The organism is Staphylococcus lugdunensis (assembly GCF_002901705.1).
Lineage (GTDB): Bacteria > Bacillota > Bacilli > Staphylococcales > Staphylococcaceae > Staphylococcus > Staphylococcus lugdunensis.
In genome coordinates this window covers 486,834-508,361 of sequence record NZ_PPPV01000016.1, presented here as the reverse complement: position 1 = coordinate 508,361, position 21,528 = coordinate 486,834, and the positions used below count along the sequence as shown (strand labels likewise).

Here is a 21,528-nt window from a genome sequence, read left to right as displayed (position 1 = left end):
ATATGCGAGAGACACATCATTTTATTTTATAAGGGAGGACGAAATCAACATGAGTGAAAACAAGTCATATGATTATGTCATTATTGGTGGTGGAAGTGCAGGTTCTGTATTAGGTGCGCGTTTATCTGAGGATAAAGATAAAAATGTACTTGTATTAGAAGCAGGCCGTAGTGACTATCCCTGGGATTTATTTATACAAATGCCAGCAGCATTAATGTTTCCTTCAGGTAATCCATTCTATGATTGGAGATATCAAACAGAAGAAGAACCACATATGGGACGTAAAGTAGACCATGCGCGTGGTAAAGTCTTAGGCGGCTCAAGCTCTATCAATGGAATGATTTATCAACGAGGCAATCCATTAGATTACGAAGGTTGGGCAGAACCTGAAGGTATGGAATCTTGGGATTTTGCGCACTGTTTACCTTATTTTAAAAAATTAGAAAAAACCTTTGGAGCAGCGCCACATGATCAATTTAGAGGACATCAAGGACCAATAAAATTAAAGCGAGGACCAGCAACTAATCCTCTTTTCAAATCATTCTTTAACGCAGGTGTTGAAGCGGGTTACCACAAGACAGAGGACGTCAATGGTTTTAGACAAGAAGGATTCGGTCCATTCGATAGTCAAGTCCATCATGGTCGACGTATGTCTGCATCAAGAGCATACTTAAGACCAGCAATGAAGCGTAAGAATTTAACGGTTAAGACACGTGCTTTCGTCACTGAATTGCACTTTGAAGGTAATAAAGCTACCGGTGTAACGTTCAAACGTAATGGAAAAAATCATACTGTAAATGCAGGAGAAGTGATTTTATCAGGTGGTGCTTTTAACACACCGCAATTATTACAATTATCTGGTATAGGAGATGCGGACTTCTTAAAATCAAAAGGCATTGAGCCACGCATGCATTTACCGGGTGTTGGAGAAAACTTTGAAGACCATTTAGAAGTTTATATTCAACATGAATGTAAAGAACCAGTCTCTTTACAACCTAGTTTAGATGTTAAACGCATGCCATGGATTGGTTTGCAATGGATTTTTGCACGAAAAGGTGCAGCAGCTTCCAATCACTTTGAGGGTGGTGCCTTTGTTAGATCAAATGATCAAGTTGCCTATCCTAACTTAATGTTCCATTTCTTACCAATTGCTGTAAGATATGACGGACAAAAAGCACCAGTTGCTCATGGTTATCAAGTACATGTAGGACCAATGTATTCAAACTCACGTGGCAGCTTAAAGATTAAATCTAAAGATCCATTTGAAAAGCCAAGCATCGTGTTTAACTATCTTTCAACAAAAGAAGATGAACAAGAATGGGTAGAAGCGATTCGTGTAGCGCGTAATATTTTATCTCAAAAAGCGATGGATTCATTTAATGGTGGTGAAATTTCTCCGGGACCATCTGTACAAACAGATGAAGAAATATTGGACTGGGTGCGTAAAGATGGTGAAACAGCATTACACCCATCATGCAGTGCAAAAATGGGGCCGGCAACAGATCCAATGGCAGTTGTAGATCCACTAACAATGAAAGTCCATGGCATGGAGAATTTGCGCGTCGTGGATGCTTCAGCAATGCCAAGAACTACAAATGGAAACATTCACGCACCGGTACTTATGCTTGCCGAAAAAGCAGCAGATATCATTCGCGGCAAAAAACCATTAGAACCACAATACGTAGATTATTACATCCATGGCAAACACGACCCCAACGATGGTACAATGGAACACAATCCATACTACCCATACTAATGAGGCCAGCAGAGAGAATTTCGACAAGAAATTTGACAAGTAGAGCAAATTGGGATAGCCCCCAGCATAGAGAGATGCTACAAGCATTTCCACAAGCAAAGCAGATGATGCAGGATAATGAAATCTTTAAAATTAGATTTCAGTCCTGCTTTTTTTATACTTATAAAATTACTTGAGTGTGTGTCACAACAAATCTTATTGTGAAAGATTTATAATGGACTTATAAATAATAAAAGGAGTGGTGAATATGGGGGAAACATTAGTTGAACGTTTAAAAGCAAAAGAGCAACGTATGATTGATATACGTCGATATTTACATGAACATCCAGAATTATCATTCCATGAAACAGAAACACCTAAGTATATTGCTGAATTCTATAAGGACAAAGCGTGTGATGTCCAAACGAATGTTGGTCCTAATGGTGTAAAAGTGACCATTGATAGTGGCAAACCAGGTAAAACGATTGCCATTCGTGCGGACTTCGATGCGTTACCAATTCAAGAAGATACTGGATTATCATATGCTTCCCAAAATGAAGGAGTCATGCATGCTTGTGGTCATGATGCGCATACGGCATATATGCTTGTTCTAGCGGAAACATTAATTGAAATGAAAGATCAATTTAGTGGTAAAGTCGTTGTCATTCATCAGCCAGCAGAAGAAATGCCACCAGGTGGTGCGAAAGGTATGATTGAGGACGGTGTTTTAGAAGGTGTTGATCACGTTTTAGGCATTCATGTTATGACGAATATGACATCAGGTAAAATTTATTACCATGAAGGTAATACGCAAACAGGACGCGCTTATTTTAAATTAACTATACACGGAGAAGGTGGACATGGCTCATCACCTCATACTGCTAAGGATGCGATTGTCGCTGGTGCTAACTTCGTCACTACAGCGCAAAATGTAGTTTCAAGACGATTGAGTCCTTTTGAAACAGGCGTTGTGACGATAGGATCCTTTGATGGTAAAGGTCAGTTTAATGTAATAAAAGATACCGTTGAAATCGAAGGAGATGTTCGTGCTTTAACAGATGCCACACGGGACACGATTAAATATGAACTTGAACGTATTGTTCAAGGTATAGCTACATCATTTGATGTTCAATATGACTTTGAATTTCAACCAGATTATCCCGCGTTATACAATGATCCTCAGTTTACATCTTATATTGTTGAAACATTAAGACAAGCGCAATTACCAGATGTAATAGGTGTAGAAGAATGTGAACCACAACCACCATCAGAAGATTTCGCATATTATGCTCAAGCGTTACCAAGTACGTTTTTATATTCAGGAGCTGCACCACAGGAAGGACATGCATATCCGCATCATCATCCGAAATTTAATATCGACGAATCTTCCATGTTAGTTGCTGCAGAAGCTGTAGGTACAATTGTTTTAGATTATTTACAAGGATAGATATCTTAATTTAAATTAACTATTTGTTAAATTAAATTTAAAAATTTATAACTTTTTATTGGAAATAGTTAAATATATGATGTTTTATTATTGTTTACGTGTTAGTATGGGGATACATACTAATGAAGAGGTGAAAGTGTGACTTTTTATGATTACATGCAGAACTTTGTCGGAGACCAGACGCCTCTAGGAGAATTAGCTCATTATTTAAACAAGGATTGTCAGTTTCCTAAACATGAGAAGACAACTGATAATATATTGAGCTATTTTATCGATGAGATTGAGTTAGATGATGAACATTTAGAAACAGTAAAGCGTTCATTATCTTTATATGAACAGCAAACAGTGCACTTTAGTTTAGTAGATCACATAAAGACAGAACCAAAGGAAAATGTTAATGAAGATTAATGAAAAAGCACCGTATTATGCTTTAGAAGCCACTTCGCCGCAAACAATGCGCATTTATAAAAATCATCAGCACTTTGATTATATGATTTTAGAGTCTATAAATGAATTAATCGATAATGGCTATTGTATGTTAAATCATTTATATGTGAATAAAGGACAAGAAGGAGCATTTGAGCAAAAATTTTTACAGCGTCAACAACATTTAGCATCTGTACCTGGTTTTAGAGCGCTACGCTTTTTACGCTCAAATGAACAAGGTCAGCATTATGTCATCATTACGCAATGGTTGAACCATCAATCGTTTAAAAATTGGCAACAATCTTCGGCCTATTCACAGACACATCAAAAACGTGGCACGTCACAAGGTGCGGACGTACGGTTAGTCAATCGCAAATTGTCTTATCATATTGGGATTATATGTGAACGATATACTTCATAAAAGTGTCACCAGACTTGAATAGGTGGGACATCAATCACTGTAAGTCGAAAAATGGCAATTTCTATTAAAATAAAGTAGAAATTGTCATTTTTGTTGTTTAGAATATTAAATTTCTTTTAAAAAGTGTAATTAAAGTTATGAGCTACTGCATTAGATAATCTCTTATATCAATATCTAAGTAGTGAAACAATACGAGTTGATAAGTTTGAGAAGTTAGCATGATTCATAATCTTTCTTAATTAATTTTCATATACACGGAGTCTGGGACATCATTATGTTTTAAGCTATGAACTCTATATTGGCGGTAGTTGACTGGATTGAAAATGGGATGGTACCAAGCTGTTTTCAATCCTTATCAACTTTGCAGGGGCGGGACTACGAATTTGTAATAAATGTTGTCTCGCTCTCAAATTTCAAAAGGGAAGAGCTAATTATTTTATGAATTGAAAATAGAAGTCTGAACAATTTTTAACTATTCATTGTTATAAAGAAATCGATCATCACAGAATTTTTATAATTAATTTTAACAACTTTATACTTTTTTATAATGAAACCACTTTCATAAGTGTTTACTTTTTCAATGCATTATAGGGTTTGATAAGATAATATCATTGGAAGGCGAAAGGAAGTTACGATATGAAACAATCAAGTTTATTAGCGCCAGAAACATATAATATTGTCAGTGAAATTGAAAAACATGTTTCTGACCAAGATAAAAATGCAATTATTTATGAAAATGGACATAATGACCCAATCGCGGTAACTTATGCAGACTTAATGAAACAAGCTAATCAAGTCGGGCATGTGCTGTTAAATCATGGTCTCAAAAAGGGAGATAAAATTTTAATCATGATGCCGCGGTCAATCTCTACATATAGAATTTATATCGCTGCATTAAAGCTCGGTATTGCAATTATTCCAAGTTCTGAAATGCTGCGTACTAAAGATTTGCAATATCGTATTTCGCACGGAGAAATAGATGCGGTTATTACTATGCCGGAATTTATTAAAGAGTTTTTGAATATAGAGGAGTATATATCATTAACTAAATTTGTTGTCGCAGGACACCATGAAGCATGGATTTCTATTGATGACGAGCGCTTGAATCAAAGTGAAGAATTAGATATGGCACCAACCAGTCGAGATGATATTGCGATACTATCTTATACGTCCGGTACAACAGGGAATCCAAAAGCAGTTACACATACACATGGTTGGGGTTTTGCTCATATGAAAATGGCACCTAAGCATTGGTTAAGTATTAAAGAAGATGATCTTGTGTGGGCAACCGCTGCACCAGGTTGGCAAAAATGGGTATGGACACCTTTCCTTTCTATTATGGGGTCAGGAGCTACAGCATTTGTTTACAATGGCAAGTTCAATCCTACTCGGTACTTAGAGCTATTACAAAATTTTAAGATTAATGTCTTATGCTGTACGCCAACAGAGTATCGAATGATGGCTAAATTATCCAATTTAGATAAGTATGATATTCATCATTTACATAGTGCAGTATCAGCTGGTGAGCCTTTAAATAAAGAGGTTGTTAATCAGTTTGAAGCGCACTTTGGACTTACTGTTCGTGATGGCTATGGTCAAACAGAGAGCACATTATTGATTGGATTTTTAAAAGATACAAAACCACGCCCAGGTTCTATGGGTAAAGCAATTCCAGGTAGTGACACAACAGTAGTTGATGATGAAGGACGCCAAGTTGCTCCTGGTGTGAAAGGAAATATTGCTGTACCACTAGATTTACCAGCATTATTTAAAGGTTATTATAAAGATGAAGCGCGAACTAAAGCCGCACATGCTGGGAAGTATTATATCACTGGTGATTTAGCACATATTGATGAAGATGGTTATTTCTGGTTTGAAGGACGCAGTGATGATATCATCATCAGTTCTGGTTACACGATTGGACCTTTTGAAGTAGAAGATGCATTAACTCATCATCCAGCCGTAAAAGAATGTGCAGTGGTAGCCAGTCCCCATGAAATACGTGGAAATATAGTCAAAGCATTTGTTATTTTAAATGAGGGTTATAAAGCAAGTGATGACTTAGTTAAAACATTGCAAGACTTTACTAAAAAGACCGTTGCACCATATAAATATCCTAGAGCGATTGAATTTGTAGAAGATTTACCAAAGACCAATTCCGGAAAAATTCGTCGTGTAGAATTGCGTGATGCAGAACGTCAAAAGTACAACCAACAATTTAAACAATAAACTGTTATATTAACTTAACCGTAAAGGATGTTGAAGCATGCTTTACGGTTTTTTTATGTACTATTCAAAATAGTATGACACAATAATTTGATTACTGCATACACATTCAAAAAGACTAATAATGTTACTGAAATGTGACTTTAAAAGTATATAATATTTCATTTTATATATGTTATTGTTGTAAAAATCACACATTTATGACATACTTTAAAATAATTAGTATGACATAATAATATGAGGTGAACACATTGACAAAATATATTTATGCATTTGATGAAGGACAACGCACAATGAAAGATTTACTTGGTGGCAAAGGCGCAAATTTATCAGAAATGAAACGCCTTGGCCTGCCAGTGCCCGATGGCTTTACGATTACTACTGAAGCGTGTATCGAATATTTAAGACAACATGCGCAACTACCGACAGAAGTTAAGACACAGTTAGTTGATCATTTAGCTGCATTCACTAAACGTACTGGAAAAGCCTTTTCTTCAGATACCAACTTATTACTAGTTTCCGTTAGAAGTGGCGCAAAAATTTCGATGCCGGGCATGATGGATACAATTTTAAACTTAGGGCTTAATGATGATAATGTGGAAACACTTGCTAGCAAAACGGGTGATGTAAGATTTGCTTATGATTGTTACCGTCGCTTACTTCAAATGTTTGGCGAAGTTGTTTACAATATTCCAATGGTTGCTTTTGATACATATTTTGAAGACTATAAACAACGACATGGTTTTGAAAATGATGCTGCAATTAGTGCAGATGGCTTAAAAGATATATGCGAACGCTTTAAAACAATTTATTTAGAGGAAGCACGTAAACCATTCCCTCAAGAACCATTGAAGCAGTTAGAAGAAGCCATCGAGGCTGTATTTAAGTCATGGGACAATGATCGTGCACGTGTCTATCGCGATTTAAATGAAATTCCACATGATATAGGTACAGCAGTAAATATTCAAGAAATGGTCTTTGGTAATAGTGGTGATAAAAGCGGTACAGGTGTTGCTTTCACACGTAATCCGGTAACAGGAGAGAATCGATTGTTTGGTGAATATTTATTGAATGCACAAGGTGAAGACGTTGTAGCTGGTATTCGTACGCCACAAGATATTCAAACGTTATACGACCAAATGCCAGATGTTCATCAAGCCTTTGTCAAAGTAACAAAACAATTAGAAGCACATTATAAAGATATGCAGGATATTGAATTTACGATAGAAAACGGTAAGCTTTACTTATTGCAAACACGTAATGGGAAACGCACGGCAAAAGCAGCTGTTAAAATTGCGGTTGATTTAGCTAATGAGGGATTAATTACACAACAAGAAGCGATGCGAAAGGTTGACGTTAAAGCAATTGACCAATTACTGCATCCTAACTTTGATGACAAAGCTTTAGCGGAAGCAACTACAATATCAACACTCGGGTTACCAGCAAGTCCAGGGGCTGCGACAGGTCAAATCGTCTTTTCTGCTGAAGATGCTAAAGTACAAGCTGATTCAGGCAAAAAAGTAATATTAATGCGTCCAGAGACATCTCCAGAAGATATAGAAGGTATGGTTGCAAGTGAAGCAATCATTACGACACATGGTGGTATGACATCGCATGCAGCAGTAGTAGCACGTGGTATGGGTAAATGTTGTGTAACAGGATGTTCAGATTTAGAAATCAATACATCAGCTAAGACTGTTTATTATCCAGATGGTGAATTACATGAAGGAGATACAATTTCTGTAGATGGTTCCAAAGGTGATATTTATTTTGGTGAAATTAAAACGGTTAATGCAGAGCATAGTGAAGACTTTGACCAATTTATGACATGGGCTGAAGATACGGCACGTTTAAGTGTACGAATGAATGCTGAAACGCCACAAGATATTGAAGCTGGTTATCAATTTGGTGCTAAAGGTATCGGTTTAGTTCGAACAGAGCATATGTTCTTTGGTGCAGAACGTTTAGTTGAGATGAGACGTTTTATTTTAGCGTCATCATATGATGAGCGTGTTGACGCTTTAAATGCAATTGAAAAATATCAGGTTGAAGATTTCGAAGCCATCTTTAGATTATCAGGAGAACGTCCAACGATTGTTCGATTATTAGATCCACCATTACATGAATTTTTACCTAATTCAGCTGAAGACATACAACATGTTGCTCAACAATTAAATATTTCCGAGGACATATTGAAAAAACGTATTGTTGATTTGCATGAAGTAAATCCAATGCTCGGTCATCGTGGTTGTCGTTTAGCCGTTACTTATCCTGAATTATATGAAATGCAAGTCGAAGCCATCATTAGTAGTGTCATAAGATTGAAAAAAGAAGGTATTAATTGTAAACCAGAAATTATGATACCGTTAGTATCTACAGTTGAAGAATTTACGGTTTTAAAAGAAGATTTAGTGGAAACAATTCATAAATTAGAACAACAAGCTGGCGAAAAAGTCGATTATCTTGTAGGTACAATGATTGAAACACCACGCGCATGTCTTATTGCTGGTGAGTTAGCTGAACATTGTGATTTCTTTAGTTTTGGAACTAATGATTTAACGCAATTAGCATATGGTTTTTCACGTGATGATGCAGGAAAATTCATAAATGTGTATACTGAAAGAAATATATTGAAGCTTGACCCGTTCCAAACTTTAGATAAAGACGGTGTAGGACGATTAATACAAATAGCTGTTGAACAGGCCAAACGTGTCAATTCGAATATTAAAATTGGTGTTTGTGGTGAATTAGGTGGCGATGCGAAATCAATCCATCAATTCAATAAATTAAGCATCGATTATGTTTCTTGTTCACCATTCAGAGTGCCTGGCGCAATTATTGCAACAGCACAAAGTCAAGTGGAGGAAAGTGAGTAGTATAGTGAAGCAACATGTATTAAAGTTATTTATCGTTTCTGATTCTATTGGTGAAACTGCACAGCGGATGATCCAAGCCACATTGACACAATTTCCGGATTTAACACAGGTTGAAATTAAAAAATTTCCCTATATTAAAAATGAAGAAGAATTTTTAAATGTGTTGAATTTAGCACATGAACAAGGGGCGATCGTTGCGACCACACTAGTGAATCCGTCATTTAATTCACTAGGACATCGCTTTGCCGAAGAAAAAGCACTGCCTTATGTCGATTATATGTCAGAATTGATTTCAATCGTTCAGGAACAGACACAAACTGAACCGTTACTAGAAAGTGGCGCACTTAGAAAACTAAATGATGAATATTTTAAACGTATTAAGGCTATTGAATATTCAGTGAAGTATGATGATGGCAAGCATTTTTCAGATATCGGAGAAGCGGATGCACTTATCGTGGGTGTTTCCAGAACATCAAAAACGCCATTAAGCATGTATTTGGCTAATAAAGGTTATAAAATAGCCAACATTCCATTGGTGCCAGAAGTAGCAATTCCAGAGAGTGTTTTTAAACAAAAGGGATTAAAGGTCTTTGGATTAACAGCGAGTCCACAATATATAGCTAACATACGTAAAAATCGTGTTGAAACTCTGGGTTTAACGCAAGAATCTCAGTATAATAGCTTAGAACGTATCAAAAAGGAGTTATCATATGCTGAGGAAGTATTTAAAAAGTTAAATGCCACAGTGATTAATACAGAGTATAAATCCATTGAAGAATCAGCATTTTATATTGAAAAATTTTTACAGCCAAAATACTAAATATGAGGTATATGAAAAATTCAACGTCACACAACTTGTTAAGTGCTGACGTTGGATTTTTAGTAAAAAATGTTATAACAAAATTTTTATTGAAGTTAAATTATATTGTACGATAACTTTTTTCTTTGAGATGTAGATTAACTGATTTACAATTTCATAATATTGCTTTAAAATTATACACGAAGTACTTATTTAATTTAGAAGTTTAGCGATTTGCTAAATTAAAGCAATAAATGGGTGTTTTAGGAAAGAGCACTATTTATTGTATATATAAATTAAATGTAATCAATAGAGAGGTGTAACATATGGCAAACTCACAACCAAAAGACGTCATTTTAATTGGCGCTGGTGTCTTAAGCACTACATTTGGTTCTATGTTAAAAGAGCTTGAACCTAACTGGAATATCAAGCTTTATGAACGTATGGACCGTCCTGCACTTGAAAGTTCTAACGAACGACATAATGCTGGTACAGGTCATGCAGCACTATGTGAATTGAACTATACTGTTGAACAACCTGATGGTTCAATTGACATTGAAAAAGCGAAAGAAATTAATGAGGAATTCGAGATTTCTAAACAGTTTTGGGGTCATTTAGTTAAATCAGGTAGCATTGATAACCCAAGAGAATTTATTAACCCACTACCACATATTAGTTTTGTTAGAGGCGTTAATAACCAAAAATTCTTGAAAAAACGTTACGAAGCTATGAAAGAATTCCCAATGTTTGATAATATCGAGTATACAGAAGATATAGAAACATTGAGAAAATGGGTTCCATTAATGATGGAAGGCCGTGTCGATGACGGTAAAATGGCTGCAAGTAAAATCGACGAAGGTACTGATGTTAACTTTGGTGAGTTAACACGTAAAATGACTAAAAATATCGAAGCACATCCAAATGCTGAAGTTCACTTTAACCATGAAGTGCTTGATTTCAATCGTCTTAAAGACGGTAAATGGGAAGTGAAAATTCGCAACCGTGCTACTGGCCAAGTGCAAACACAAGTGACTGACTATGTATTTATTGGTGCAGGTGGTGCAGCGATTCCATTATTACAAAAAACAGGTATTCCTGAAAGCAAACACTTAGGTGGATTCCCAATTACAGGTCAATTCTTAGCTTGTACAAATCCACAAGTTATCGAGCAACATGATGCCAAAGTTTATGGTAAAGAGCCACCAGGCACACCACCAATGACTGTGCCGCATTTAGATGCGCGTTATATCGATGGTCAAAGAACATTGTTATTTGGACCATTCGCTAACGTTGGACCTAAATTCTTGAAAAATGGTTCTAATTTAGATTTATTCAAATCTATCAAGCCACATAACATTACAACAATGTTAGCGGCTGCCGTTAAAAACTTACCATTACTTAAATATTCATTCGATCAAATTATTATGACTAAAGAAGGTTGTATGAATCACTTACGTACATTCTATCCAGAAGCACGTGATGAAGATTGGGAATTATACACTGCTGGTAAACGTGTTCAAGTTATCAAAGATACTAAAGAACACGGCAAAGGATTTATTCAATTCGGTACAGAAGTGGTTAATTCACAAGACCATACAGTTATTGCTTTACTTGGTGAATCACCAGGGGCATCAACATCAGTATCAGTTGCACTAGAAGTTCTTGAAAGAAACTTCCCAGAATATGCTGATGACTGGAAACCAAAAGTAAAAGAAATGATTCCTTCTTATGGTGAATCATTAATTACAGATGTTGATTTAATGAGAAAAACACGTCGTCAAACATCTAAAGACCTTGAATTAGGTTATTATGATGATGAAAAATAATAAATAATGCGATAACAGAAGTCAGTGACATCAATGTCTCTGATAAGCAGAAGAAGGTAATTCTATTAATTCCAATAGAAATTGCCTTCTTTTTTTACAATTAAGTGAGACTAGGACATCATTATGTTTTAGGCTATGAACGATATATTGGCAGTAGTTGACTGGATTAAAAATACGTTTGCTGTGTTCAATCCTAGTCAACCTTGCCGGAGCGGGACTACGAATTCATAATGAATGCTGTCTCGCTCCCATATTTAGCTAACTGAAGCTATGATGACACTAACTTTCTATAGGTATAAAAAAGTTAGCATGCTTGTAGTGGTAGACAATATTGGAGTAATCAAAAGGTTCACCTTTACTTGTATAGAATGTAAGTTCATGACGCATACAAGGATCTTGAGCGTTTAAATCTAAATAATTTGCTTCATTATCGTTTAAAAAGTCGATATAGAAATAAATATCAGAAAAACCAATATTTATCTTGAGACGCGTCTGTAAATAATCAAATATTGAAGCTTGAGCAACTTCTTTGTCCAATGTGGTAACTAATGCTTTATTGAAATAAGAAGTTTCAATGCAAAGCGGCTTATCGTCTAAATAACGAATGCGCTCTACTAAATAGACTTGTGTGTCTTTATCTTTTATCTGTAAGTGTTTTTGTGTTTCCTCGTTAGGCGGTATGATGTCGATGTTAAGCACTTTACTTGTTACACGATGTCCTTGTAAATTATCTGAAAAGCCCTTTGTTTTTAACAGATTAATATATCCAGATTTTTTGCTATTTCTAACATATATACCACTGCCCCGAGTTTGATAGATAATACCATCTTTTTCAAGTAACTCTAATGCTTTAACAATCGTACTTTTACTCACTTGATACGCTATTTTTAGTTCTGCTAGGCTTGGAAGTTTGTCACCAACTTTATATTTCCCATTTGCAATAGCTGCGGTAATTTCATGTGCAACATGTTCGTACTTTAACATGATTAATCTCCTTAATGCTGTATTTACAATATAGTATACCAAAAATAAGCTGAAATTAAATTGTACCGGTATAATTGTATAAAAACGATTTACAAATTGTACCGGTATAATTATAATGAGTTGTGTAAGGGTTTCCATATTTGGGATAAATAAAAATTAAATAGATTGGGAGGTTGTGTTATGAGTGAAAGAGATAGAAAATTAGCGATACATATCCTTGAAGCCGTTGGTGGAAAGGAAAATATCGTTAATTACACGCATTGCGCAACGCGATTACGTATCGTCTTAAAACGTTCTATTCCGGATGCTAAAAAGAAAGTAGCAAGTATGGATGGCGTAGTAACGGTAGTTGAAAATAATGGACAATTTCAAGTGGTTATTGGCAATACGGTCGCAAGTGTTTATCAAGAATTTGAGGGATTATTGGGAGAAGAAAATCAACAATCTAGCGATGAAGACAGTGAAAAAGGTACGATTATTAATCGTATTATTGCAACGATGTCTGCCGTCTTTGCACCATTTATTTATGTCTTAGCGGCTGCCGGTATATTACAAGGTATATTAATTATTGCGAAAATGTTGTTTTCATCATTTGAGAAGACTGGCACATATGAAGTATTTAACTTTATTTCATGGGCACCATTTACATTTTTACCAATATTTATTGCGATTACTGCAGCAAAACATTTCAAAGTGAATACTTATATCGCAGTAGCTTGTTGTGCTGCACTCGTTAGCCCGGATTTAGCAGGAATTGTAGAACGCATTGGGAGTGGACATACGTTTACATTTATTGGTATTCCATTAAGTGAAACAAGCTATACATCATCAGTGTTACCACCACTATTATTAGTATGGGTGTTGTCATATGTTGAAAAATATTTAAATAAATATATTCATGAAGTTATACGCCCGTTATTTGTACCGTTCTTCAGTATTGTAATTATGGTGCCATTAACATTATTAATTATTGGTCCATTAGCATCTGGGGCTGCACATGGTATTGCACAAGGCTTTAACTGGCTCGTAGCTGTAGCACCATGGTTAGCAGGATTATTAATTGGTGCATTTTGGCAGGTATTTGTTATCTTTGGTGTTCATTGGGGCATTACGCCAATGGTATTGGCAAACTTTGAACAGTATAAAAGTGATGCTTTCCAAGCCTTTCAAACAATTGCTGTTATTGCTCAATTTGGTGCAGTTATGGGTGTATTCTTCAAAACGAGAAATAAGGATTTAAAGCGTGTATCGTTATCAGCAGGGATTACAGGCATCTTTGGAATTACTGAACCGTCTATGTATGGTGTGAATTTGCGCTTTAAAAAGCCATTCATTATCGCTTGTATTAGTGGTGGTATTGGGGCTTTAGTTGCAAGTTTCTTTAATCCAAAATATTATGCATATGCTGGTCTTCCTGGGCCGATAACAATTGTCAATGGTTATAGTCCTGATAACATCTCATCAATATGGGGAATTTTACTTGGTTCAGCCGTTGCAATTATTTTACCTATCATTTTAATCCAAGTACTTGGCTATGGTGAAGATGTGACAGAACAGGTAGAAGGTGTTGACGTCGAAGAAGGACATGAGATAAATGAACAAACACGTTTGACTACTACATCTGATCAACTTGAAACAGAGATACATGCTCCACTAAAAGGTTTAGTAGTAGCATTATCTGAAGTAGATGATCCAATATTTGCGGAAGGTATGATGGGTAAAGGATTAGCCATTCAGCCAGAAAGTTATGAAGTGACAGCACCTCTCAAAGGGGTGATTAGTATGGTTGCAGTAAGTAAACACGCGATAGGTATTACATCGCCAGAGGGGATTGAACTTTTAGTTCACGTTGGTTTAGATACTGTGCAATTAAATGGACAAGGCTTTGAATTACTTGTTGCTGAAAATGATCAGGTCGAAGAAGGGCAGCCTTTGCTGAGATTTGATGCAAATTATATTAAAGAACAGGGCTACGAACTTATTACACCTGTAATTATTACTAACAGTGATGAATTTGAAGACATTATCATAGCTGACAGTCAAAATATCACATCTAGAGAAAAAATAATGACAGTAATTAAAAAATAGAGTGTAAAGGAGATTTAAACATGGCTAAATTACCACAAGATTTCTTATGGGGCGGCGCACTTGCTGCCAATCAATTTGAAGGTGGCTATGACCAAGGTGGCAAAGGCTTAAGTGTAATTGACGTAATGACAGCAGGCGCACATGGTCAAGCACGTGAAATTACACAAGATATAGAACCTGATAAATATTATCCTAATCATATGGGTATTGATTTTTACCATCGCTATAAAGAAGATGTCGCATTGTTTGCTGAAATGGGATTGAAATGTTTGCGTACATCGATTGCATGGACACGTATTTTCCCTAATGGTAATGAAACAGAACCGAACGAAGCAGGACTGCAATTCTATGATGATTTATTTGATGAATTATTGAAATATGACATTCAACCAGTGATTACATTATCGCATTTTGAGATGCCACTACATCTAGCACGTGAATATGGCGGTTTTAGAAACCGTAAAGTAGCAGATTATTTTGCATATTTTGCTGAAACTGTATTTAAGCGTTATAAAGACAAAGTTAAATACTGGATGACATTTAATGAAATTAATAACCAAATGGACATCAATAATCCTATTTTCTTATGGACAAACTCTGGTGTATCGTTGACAGATGATGATAATAAATTAGAAGTATTATATCAGGTGGCACATAATGAATTGATTGCGAGTGCGAAAGCAGTAAAAATTGGTAAGGAGATAAATCCAGATTTTGAAATTGGTGCTATGATTTCCCATGTACCAATCTACCCATATAGCTGTAATCCGCAAGATATAATGGAGGCAGAAATCGCGAGTCGTATGCGTTTCTTCTTTCCAGATGTACAAGCACGAGGTTATTACCCAGGTTATGCGACAAAAATGTTTGAACGTGAAGGCTTCGACATTGGTTGGCAAGAAGGAGACGATGTGATTCTACGTGAAGGTAAAGTCGATTATATTGGATTTAGTTATTATATGTCTACGGCCGTTAAATCTGATAATGAGGCTAGTGTAGAAGATAATATAGTAAATGGCGGATTACCAAATTCGGTTGATAATCCTTATATTAAGAAAAGTGATTGGGGCTGGGCCATTGATCCGGTTGGCTTACGTTACACATTAAATGCATTATATAATCGTTATCAAATTCCTTTATTTATAGTTGAAAATGGATTTGGTGCCGTAGATGAGTTTGATGATAAAGGTAAAATCCATGACGAATATCGTATCGAGTATTTACGTGAACATATTGAAGCGGCTATTGATGCAGTAGATCAAGATGGCGTAGAATTAATGGGCTATACACCTTGGGGTATTATTGATATTGTATCCTTTACGACAGGTGAAATGAAAAAACGTTATGGTTTAATTCATGTTGATCGTGATAATGACGGTAACGGTTCATTAGAACGTACCAAGAAAGATTCATTTGACTGGTATCGCAAAGTTATTGAGTCAAATGGGGAAGTTTTGTAAATTAAAAAGAGAGCTGAACAGAATTCATTATGAATTCTTAGTCCAGCTCTGGCAAGGTTGACTAAGATTGAAAAAGCATGCTATAAGCATATTTTCAATTGAGTCAACTACTGCCAATCATTAGTTCACAGCCTAAAACATGATGATGTTTTAGGCTGTTTAATACATTTAGCTATTTTTTATTAATACTTTCTACCCATTTGATGAAGTTACTATCACTATTACCTGATGTTTCTGCCATTGTATGACCTTGATCCCAAACTGTTTTGAAGTCAACGTTTTTAGAACCAACGCGTTCTTTTAAAGCTAGAGAAAGATTAGTTTCAGTATTTAAGGCCGTATCTCCTTGTTGAATACCTGTTCTAATTCTCCAATGATTTGCCACATTAGATTTACCATACCCGCTATAGTAATCAGATAAGTAATACATTGGATTGTACATATTCATTCTTGTTGACATGCTTGTGCCTAATTTATCTGTTTTTGTTAAGTCATTTTTATATGATGAAACATAGTTACTATTCCAACCATTTAGTTTGCTATAGTTAGATTTATTTTCTGTTAAAAGTTTAGCTAGTGATTGATCAAAATGTAATTTACTGTCACTACCTGATGTTCCAAACACTTCATTTTCAGCTTGGCTACGTTTTAAATCATCAAAGGCTGAAACTGATTTAGAAGGTTGTTTATAATATTTCGCAAAGTCTTTAAGACTTGTAATATGTGCGCGTTTTGTTTTCTTATCATACGTAATCCATGTGCCTTTTTTATTTAGATCTTTTAAGTAAGCATCCATTGTTTTGTATGTTTTATTTGAAGATTGTTTTCTCATTTGAGGCATAGATCCCATTTTGCCAGAAGGTTTTCCACCGCTAGGTCCACCATTACCCATGCCTGCTTGCTCAGTGCTATTTTGTTTGTAAGGGAATGTTGTATTATTTAAGAATTCTGTAGCTGAATCTTCAATTTCTTTTTTTAGATATTTAGCATATGAGCCTTCAGTATATTGACCATTTTTAGATTTAGTTAATGATAATGTAGTATTTCCATTTTTCAGATTTAGTTTATTTAAGTAGCTTGCATAAGATGATGCTAAATCGGTTGATAATTGTTTTTGGAATGAATTTTTCTTGCGATTACCTTCATTACCATATTGTCCCATTTGCCATTCATAAGCAGCATCGGCTTGATCTAGACTTGTAATAGGGCACCACGCCATAGCACCGTCAATTTTATCACTGATATATTTTCCATTTTTATCTGTCATGGCTGCGCCAATTTGTTCTAAATATTTATAGTAGAGCTTGCTATCACCTGATGCACCGGCAATAGCACTTTGAGCACCACCGCCACTATGACCAAAAGTATAAATCTTACTACTGTTACCTGGTAGACTACTATCGTTGAAACGGTAATATCTGATTGCTGCTTTAAGATCGGTTACACCCCAAGGAGAACCGGTTTCATATGATTTAGTTGATGCATTACTGCTGTTATTGCCCATGCTCATACTACGTCCTCGTAATCCTGCTTCAACATATATGAATCCAGCTTTCATATACTTAGAAATATTACTATAACGATATGACGTAGGTGCACTTTGTTCGGCATAACCAGGTGTATTGACTGGATAAACGATAGGTGCTGTTCTAGCAGAATAGCCGTTAACTTTCTTAGCATCGTTTACAGTAACGGTATATGTCCCATTATGATTCTTTTTACCTTTGAAATAAGCAGCTGGTACATAGATACCTAATTTTTTTACATTTTTAGCTTGGGGATTGGAGACATAACTTATATTTAGTTGATAATAAACGTTATTTTTACTATCATATTTCCATTTTGAATTATCTATTTGCAGCGCAGATGATGCTTGGTTATAATTTTTGATTTTAACATTTGAAGTGTTCACACCTTTAGCATCATGATTAGAATTATTATTTTGATGTTCGCCAACGCCACAACCTGAAAGTATAACTGTTGCGGATAAGAGTGATATGAAAGTCTTTTTCATCTAATTAGCCTCCTTAATTTGTCGTAGTTCTATTATTAGTCGCAAATAAGGAGCATATCAATTCGGATTGAGCGCATGAACCATTCTACATTAGAAAGATGATGTACACCTTAGGTCTCTTGACAGTATTTGCTTGTAATTAGTTTCTGTGCTTTTTGGCTAACTCTAGCAAATATGCCACCTCTTTAGAAGCAATTAAATGATTATGAACATTAACGTTAATATAGAGTTTTATAGGTGAATTCAGCTGAACGATTTTTAAAGGAGACGTTACGTAATAATTAGCCTGTTGTTCCATAATCAATGCGACGCCATTATTTGTATTTACCATTTCAAGTAAATTTTCAATACGAGGTGCTGTAAATGAAATTAATGGATAAAATTGTTGTTCTTCACAATAATTTAAAAAAGCTTGATGCTCCAATGCGAACTCAGGTGGTAAATAGAGTTGTTCATTTTCAAGCATCGATAGATCGATTTGTGAGACATAGGCTAATGGATGAGATTCATGCACAATAGCACATAAGCTTTCTTCAATATAAGTAAAAGAATGATTATCATGAGGTGGATGTGGTGATCTTAAAAAGCTAATGTCAATCTTACCTTCATTAATCAATTGAGCTAATTCTTGTTCTGACCCTTCATGAATACGAAATCTAACATTAGAAAATTTTTAAACACATTTTGAGATTAAGTTTGTAATACCATATTCAATCATTAATCGAGAAGCGCCAAGGTTAATGGTGATTAAATTATCATTTTCCTGTTGCTCAAGCTGTTTTGATAAATCTTTATAATTTTGGCAAATGATTTTGGCATAATGCAGAAATAGTTTACCTGATTCTGTTAGTTCAAATTGTTTATTTGCGCGATCTATAAGACGATAACCGCACTCATTTTCCAAAGAAACAATGTGCTTAGACAGTGTAGATTGCGCTATGTAGAGTTCTTGCGAAGCTTTAAAGTAATTTTGGTATTTAGCTAAGACAATAAATTCATTTAAGTAAGAAATTTCCATGTCAATCAACAACTTTCGATAAGTATAATTATTTAAATCATACTTGATTATCATTGGTATATTCAATTGAAAGAACATTGCAGTTTGAATATTCATAATAACTTTACTTGAGGAAGATGTGTTTGATTATGAAGCGTGCATTTACCATCAAATGATTGAAGATTGGAAACGTAATTTAAGTAATTTCAAGCACGAAAATTTAATCAATCAAATACTTATTAACGCTATGCTGACGGGTTTGTTAGTGTAGTATTTAATTTCCTAAAAATAATTTCGATATATCGCTTTACATTTAACGATATATCGTTTATTATATCGATATATCGAAATTGATTAAAAATAAGTAAAGGTGATGAAAATTATGTTTAGAAGACATTTAGAAGGTATGAGACAAGGTATGGCACATTTTGAACAATTTGATGCAGGGAGAGGCCCTCGAGGTTTTGGAAATTTCGGTGGTTTCGGTGGCCGTCACGGTGGGCGTGATAGATTTTTCAAAAAAGGGAATTTACAATTCGTTATTCTTAAAATGTTAGAAGAAGAATCACGTCATGGCTATCAAATAATTAAAGACTTAGAAGAAAGATTTAAAGGTTTTTATTCACCAAGTCCTGGTTCTGTTTATCCAATTTTACAAATGTTAGAAGATAGAGACTTTGTATCTATTTCTAAAGATGGAAATAAAAAAGTGTATACCATTACGGATGAAGGTAAAAAGTTTTTAGAGGACAATGTAGATCAAGATGCGTTTACAAAACGCTTAGAACAATTTAAAAACGTTGATTTTGAAGAACTAAAAGCAGTGCGTGAACAAATGCAAACATTATTCCATGAGTTTATGAAAGCAAGTCAGCAGACATTACAAGATGATAAAAAGAAAGCAGAATTCGACGTCTTTATACAAGAAACAAAAGAACGATTACAACAATTCTATAAATAAAAGGTTGGAGAAATAGGGTTATGAATATAAAAGATATTAGACGAGTTGGCATTATTGGTGGGGGACCTGGAGGCTTAATGTTAGGCCTATTGTTACAGCACCAAGGCTTTGAAGTTAATATTTTTGAAAAAGCTGGTTTAAATGTTAACACTGATCGTGGAGGTTCTTTAGATATCCATGATGATAGTGGTCAATTGCCATTGCAACAAGCAGGTATTATCGATAAATTTAAAGCACAAGCACGCTTTGACGGCGAAGATACGCGCGTACTAGATAAAAATGGCAACGTATACTATGAAGCGTTAGTTGATCCACAAATAGAAGGTGGACGACCAGAAATTGATCGTGGTGAATTATGTGATATTATTTTTGAACAATTAAAACCTGAAACCGTAGTTTATGATAAAGCATTTAAATCTTTAACGCATATAGATAATGAGCAAATTGAAGTAACATTTGATGATTACAGTACACGAATATTTGACTTTGTAATTGGTTCAGATGGTGCTTTTTCAAAAGTAAGACCTTATTTAGCAAATACGGACGTAGAGTATAATGGGATATCGATGGTAGAATTAAATGTTGAAGATGTCTTTCATCAGTATCCTGATTTAGCTGAATTTAACAAAAATGGGAAAATGATGGCATTTGGCGATCACAAAGCGATATTAGGTCAAGTTAATGGAGATGGACGAATTAAAGTCTATATGTCGTATAAAATGGATTATGATGAATTTGATCAATTTAAAGCCATGAATAGACAAGAAATTAAAGAACAGTTATTACATGACTTTAGAGATTGGGACGTCAATTTGAAAAAATACATTGATTATGCGAGTGATGATTTATTATTACGACGCATTTATAAACTGCCTATTGGTTTCAAATGGGATAATCAAGCGAACTTGACGTTAATTGGTGATGCAGCGCACTTAATGAGCCCTTTTGCAGGAGAGGGTGTCAATATGGCACTTTACGATGCATATCTTTTGGCTGAAGCAATTAAAAGTCATGTAACGTTACAAGATGCACTAAAAGCATACGAAACAGACATGTACCAAACTTCTGAGCAAAGTGCTCGTGAATCACAGGCAAACTTAGAAGAGATGTTTGGCGAAGGTAATCCTGCCAAAAAATTTGGAGATTTCTTTAAGCAAGTAGGAAATTTGTTTGACGTACATCAAGCATAAAAAATAATAAAGTACCGACTGTTTAAGGTGAAACAGTCGGCACTTTTTTTAATTTCAATGCTTTTCGCTCAAAGCTGT

At 35.1% G+C, this 21,528-nt stretch carries 15 protein-coding genes and 1 pseudogene; 12 read left to right on the top strand and 4 right to left on the bottom strand.

The window, feature by feature from the left end; translation table 11 throughout:
* Nucleotides 1-49 precede the first annotated feature (49 nt).
* The 8 genes from betA to lqo all read left to right on the top strand — a co-directional run bounded on the left by betA (nt 50) and on the right by lqo (nt 11,756).
* A complete protein-coding gene (gene betA, locus CD041_RS09235) occupies nt 50-1,756 on the top strand; it encodes a choline dehydrogenase (RefSeq protein WP_070648359.1) in 1,707 nt (568 codons plus the stop codon).
* Nucleotides 1,757-2,003: 247 nt separating this feature from the next.
* Entirely contained in the window at nt 2,004-3,182 is a 1,179-nt protein-coding gene (locus CD041_RS09230; protein WP_062078168.1) for a M20 family metallopeptidase, read from the top strand.
* A 138-nt stretch (nt 3,183-3,320) separates the two neighbouring features.
* The gene (locus tag CD041_RS09225; protein WP_002460576.1) at nt 3,321-3,590 is read left to right on the top strand and encodes a YozE family protein; all 270 of its coding nucleotides are present in this window, start codon (nt 3,321-3,323) and stop codon (nt 3,588-3,590) included.
* Nucleotides 3,580-4,029 carry an antibiotic biosynthesis monooxygenase family protein gene (locus CD041_RS09220; protein ID WP_080606493.1) on the top strand — a complete coding sequence of 150 codons (450 nt, stop codon included), beginning with the start codon at nt 3,580-3,582 and terminating at the stop codon, nt 4,027-4,029. The genes CD041_RS09225 and CD041_RS09220 overlap by 11 nt, the downstream gene beginning before the upstream one ends.
* A 636-nt stretch (nt 4,030-4,665) precedes the next feature.
* Nucleotides 4,666-6,258, top strand: coding sequence for an acyl-CoA synthetase MbcS (mbcS, locus tag CD041_RS09215; RefSeq protein WP_002492434.1), 1,593 nt, complete (start codon nt 4,666-4,668; stop codon nt 6,256-6,258).
* A 248-nt stretch (nt 6,259-6,506) separates the two neighbouring features.
* Nucleotides 6,507-9,131, top strand: coding sequence for a pyruvate, phosphate dikinase (gene ppdK, locus CD041_RS09210; protein WP_002478548.1), 2,625 nt, complete (start codon nt 6,507-6,509; stop codon nt 9,129-9,131).
* A complete protein-coding gene (locus tag CD041_RS09205; protein ID WP_002460572.1) occupies nt 9,124-9,951 on the top strand; it encodes a pyruvate, water dikinase regulatory protein in 828 nt (275 codons plus the stop codon). Before ppdK ends, CD041_RS09205 begins: the two co-directional genes overlap by 8 nt.
* 305 nt (nt 9,952-10,256) lie before the next feature.
* Nucleotides 10,257-11,756, top strand: coding sequence for an L-lactate dehydrogenase (quinone) (gene lqo / locus CD041_RS09200; RefSeq protein WP_002460570.1), 1,500 nt, complete (start codon nt 10,257-10,259; stop codon nt 11,754-11,756).
* Between the two features lie 279 nt (nt 11,757-12,035).
* Here lqo and CD041_RS09195 read toward each other — a convergent pair whose 3' ends face one another.
* Nucleotides 12,036-12,740: a GntR family transcriptional regulator gene (locus CD041_RS09195; protein ID WP_002460569.1), complete on the bottom strand. Its 705-nt coding sequence runs from the start codon at nt 12,738-12,740 to the stop codon at nt 12,036-12,038.
* 180 nt (nt 12,741-12,920) lie between these two features.
* Between CD041_RS09195 and CD041_RS09190 the strand changes: the two genes are divergently transcribed.
* Nucleotides 12,921-14,828 (top strand): beta-glucoside-specific PTS transporter subunit IIABC, encoded by a 1,908-nt coding sequence (locus tag CD041_RS09190; protein WP_062078164.1) that lies wholly within the window; start codon nt 12,921-12,923, stop codon nt 14,826-14,828.
* A 20-nt stretch (nt 14,829-14,848) separates the two neighbouring features.
* Complete coding sequence (locus CD041_RS09185) at nt 14,849-16,288, top strand: 6-phospho-beta-glucosidase (RefSeq protein WP_002478552.1); 1,440 nt, start codon at nt 14,849-14,851, stop codon at nt 16,286-16,288.
* Nucleotides 16,289-16,460: 172 nt separating this feature from the next.
* Here the strand turns inward: CD041_RS09185 and CD041_RS09180 are convergent, their stop codons facing one another.
* From CD041_RS09180 to CD041_RS12345, 3 genes and pseudogenes are all read right to left on the bottom strand, one after another.
* Complete coding sequence (locus CD041_RS09180) at nt 16,461-18,302, bottom strand: subtype A tannase (RefSeq protein WP_080606494.1); 1,842 nt, start codon at nt 18,300-18,302, stop codon at nt 16,461-16,463.
* Nucleotides 18,303-18,441: 139 nt separating this feature from the next.
* Nucleotides 18,442-18,960, bottom strand: a pseudogene (locus tag CD041_RS12350) (LysR family transcriptional regulator substrate-binding protein); the annotation flags it as partial.
* A gap of 15 nt (nt 18,961-18,975) precedes the next feature.
* Nucleotides 18,976-19,416 carry a LysR family transcriptional regulator gene (locus CD041_RS12345; RefSeq protein ID WP_258027223.1) on the bottom strand — a complete coding sequence of 147 codons (441 nt, stop codon included), beginning with the start codon at nt 19,414-19,416 and terminating at the stop codon, nt 18,976-18,978.
* Nucleotides 19,417-19,681: 265 nt separating this feature from the next.
* Between CD041_RS12345 and CD041_RS09170 the strand changes: the two genes are divergently transcribed.
* Nucleotides 19,682-20,260, top strand: a complete 579-nt coding sequence (locus CD041_RS09170) for a PadR family transcriptional regulator (protein WP_002478554.1) — start codon at nt 19,682-19,684, stop codon at nt 20,258-20,260.
* A 20-nt stretch (nt 20,261-20,280) separates the two neighbouring features.
* On the top strand, nt 20,281-21,450 hold the full coding sequence (locus CD041_RS09165) for an FAD-dependent oxidoreductase (protein WP_062078162.1): 1,170 nt from the start codon (nt 20,281-20,283) through the stop codon (nt 21,448-21,450).
* The last annotated feature ends 78 nt before the right edge of the window (nt 21,451-21,528 follow it).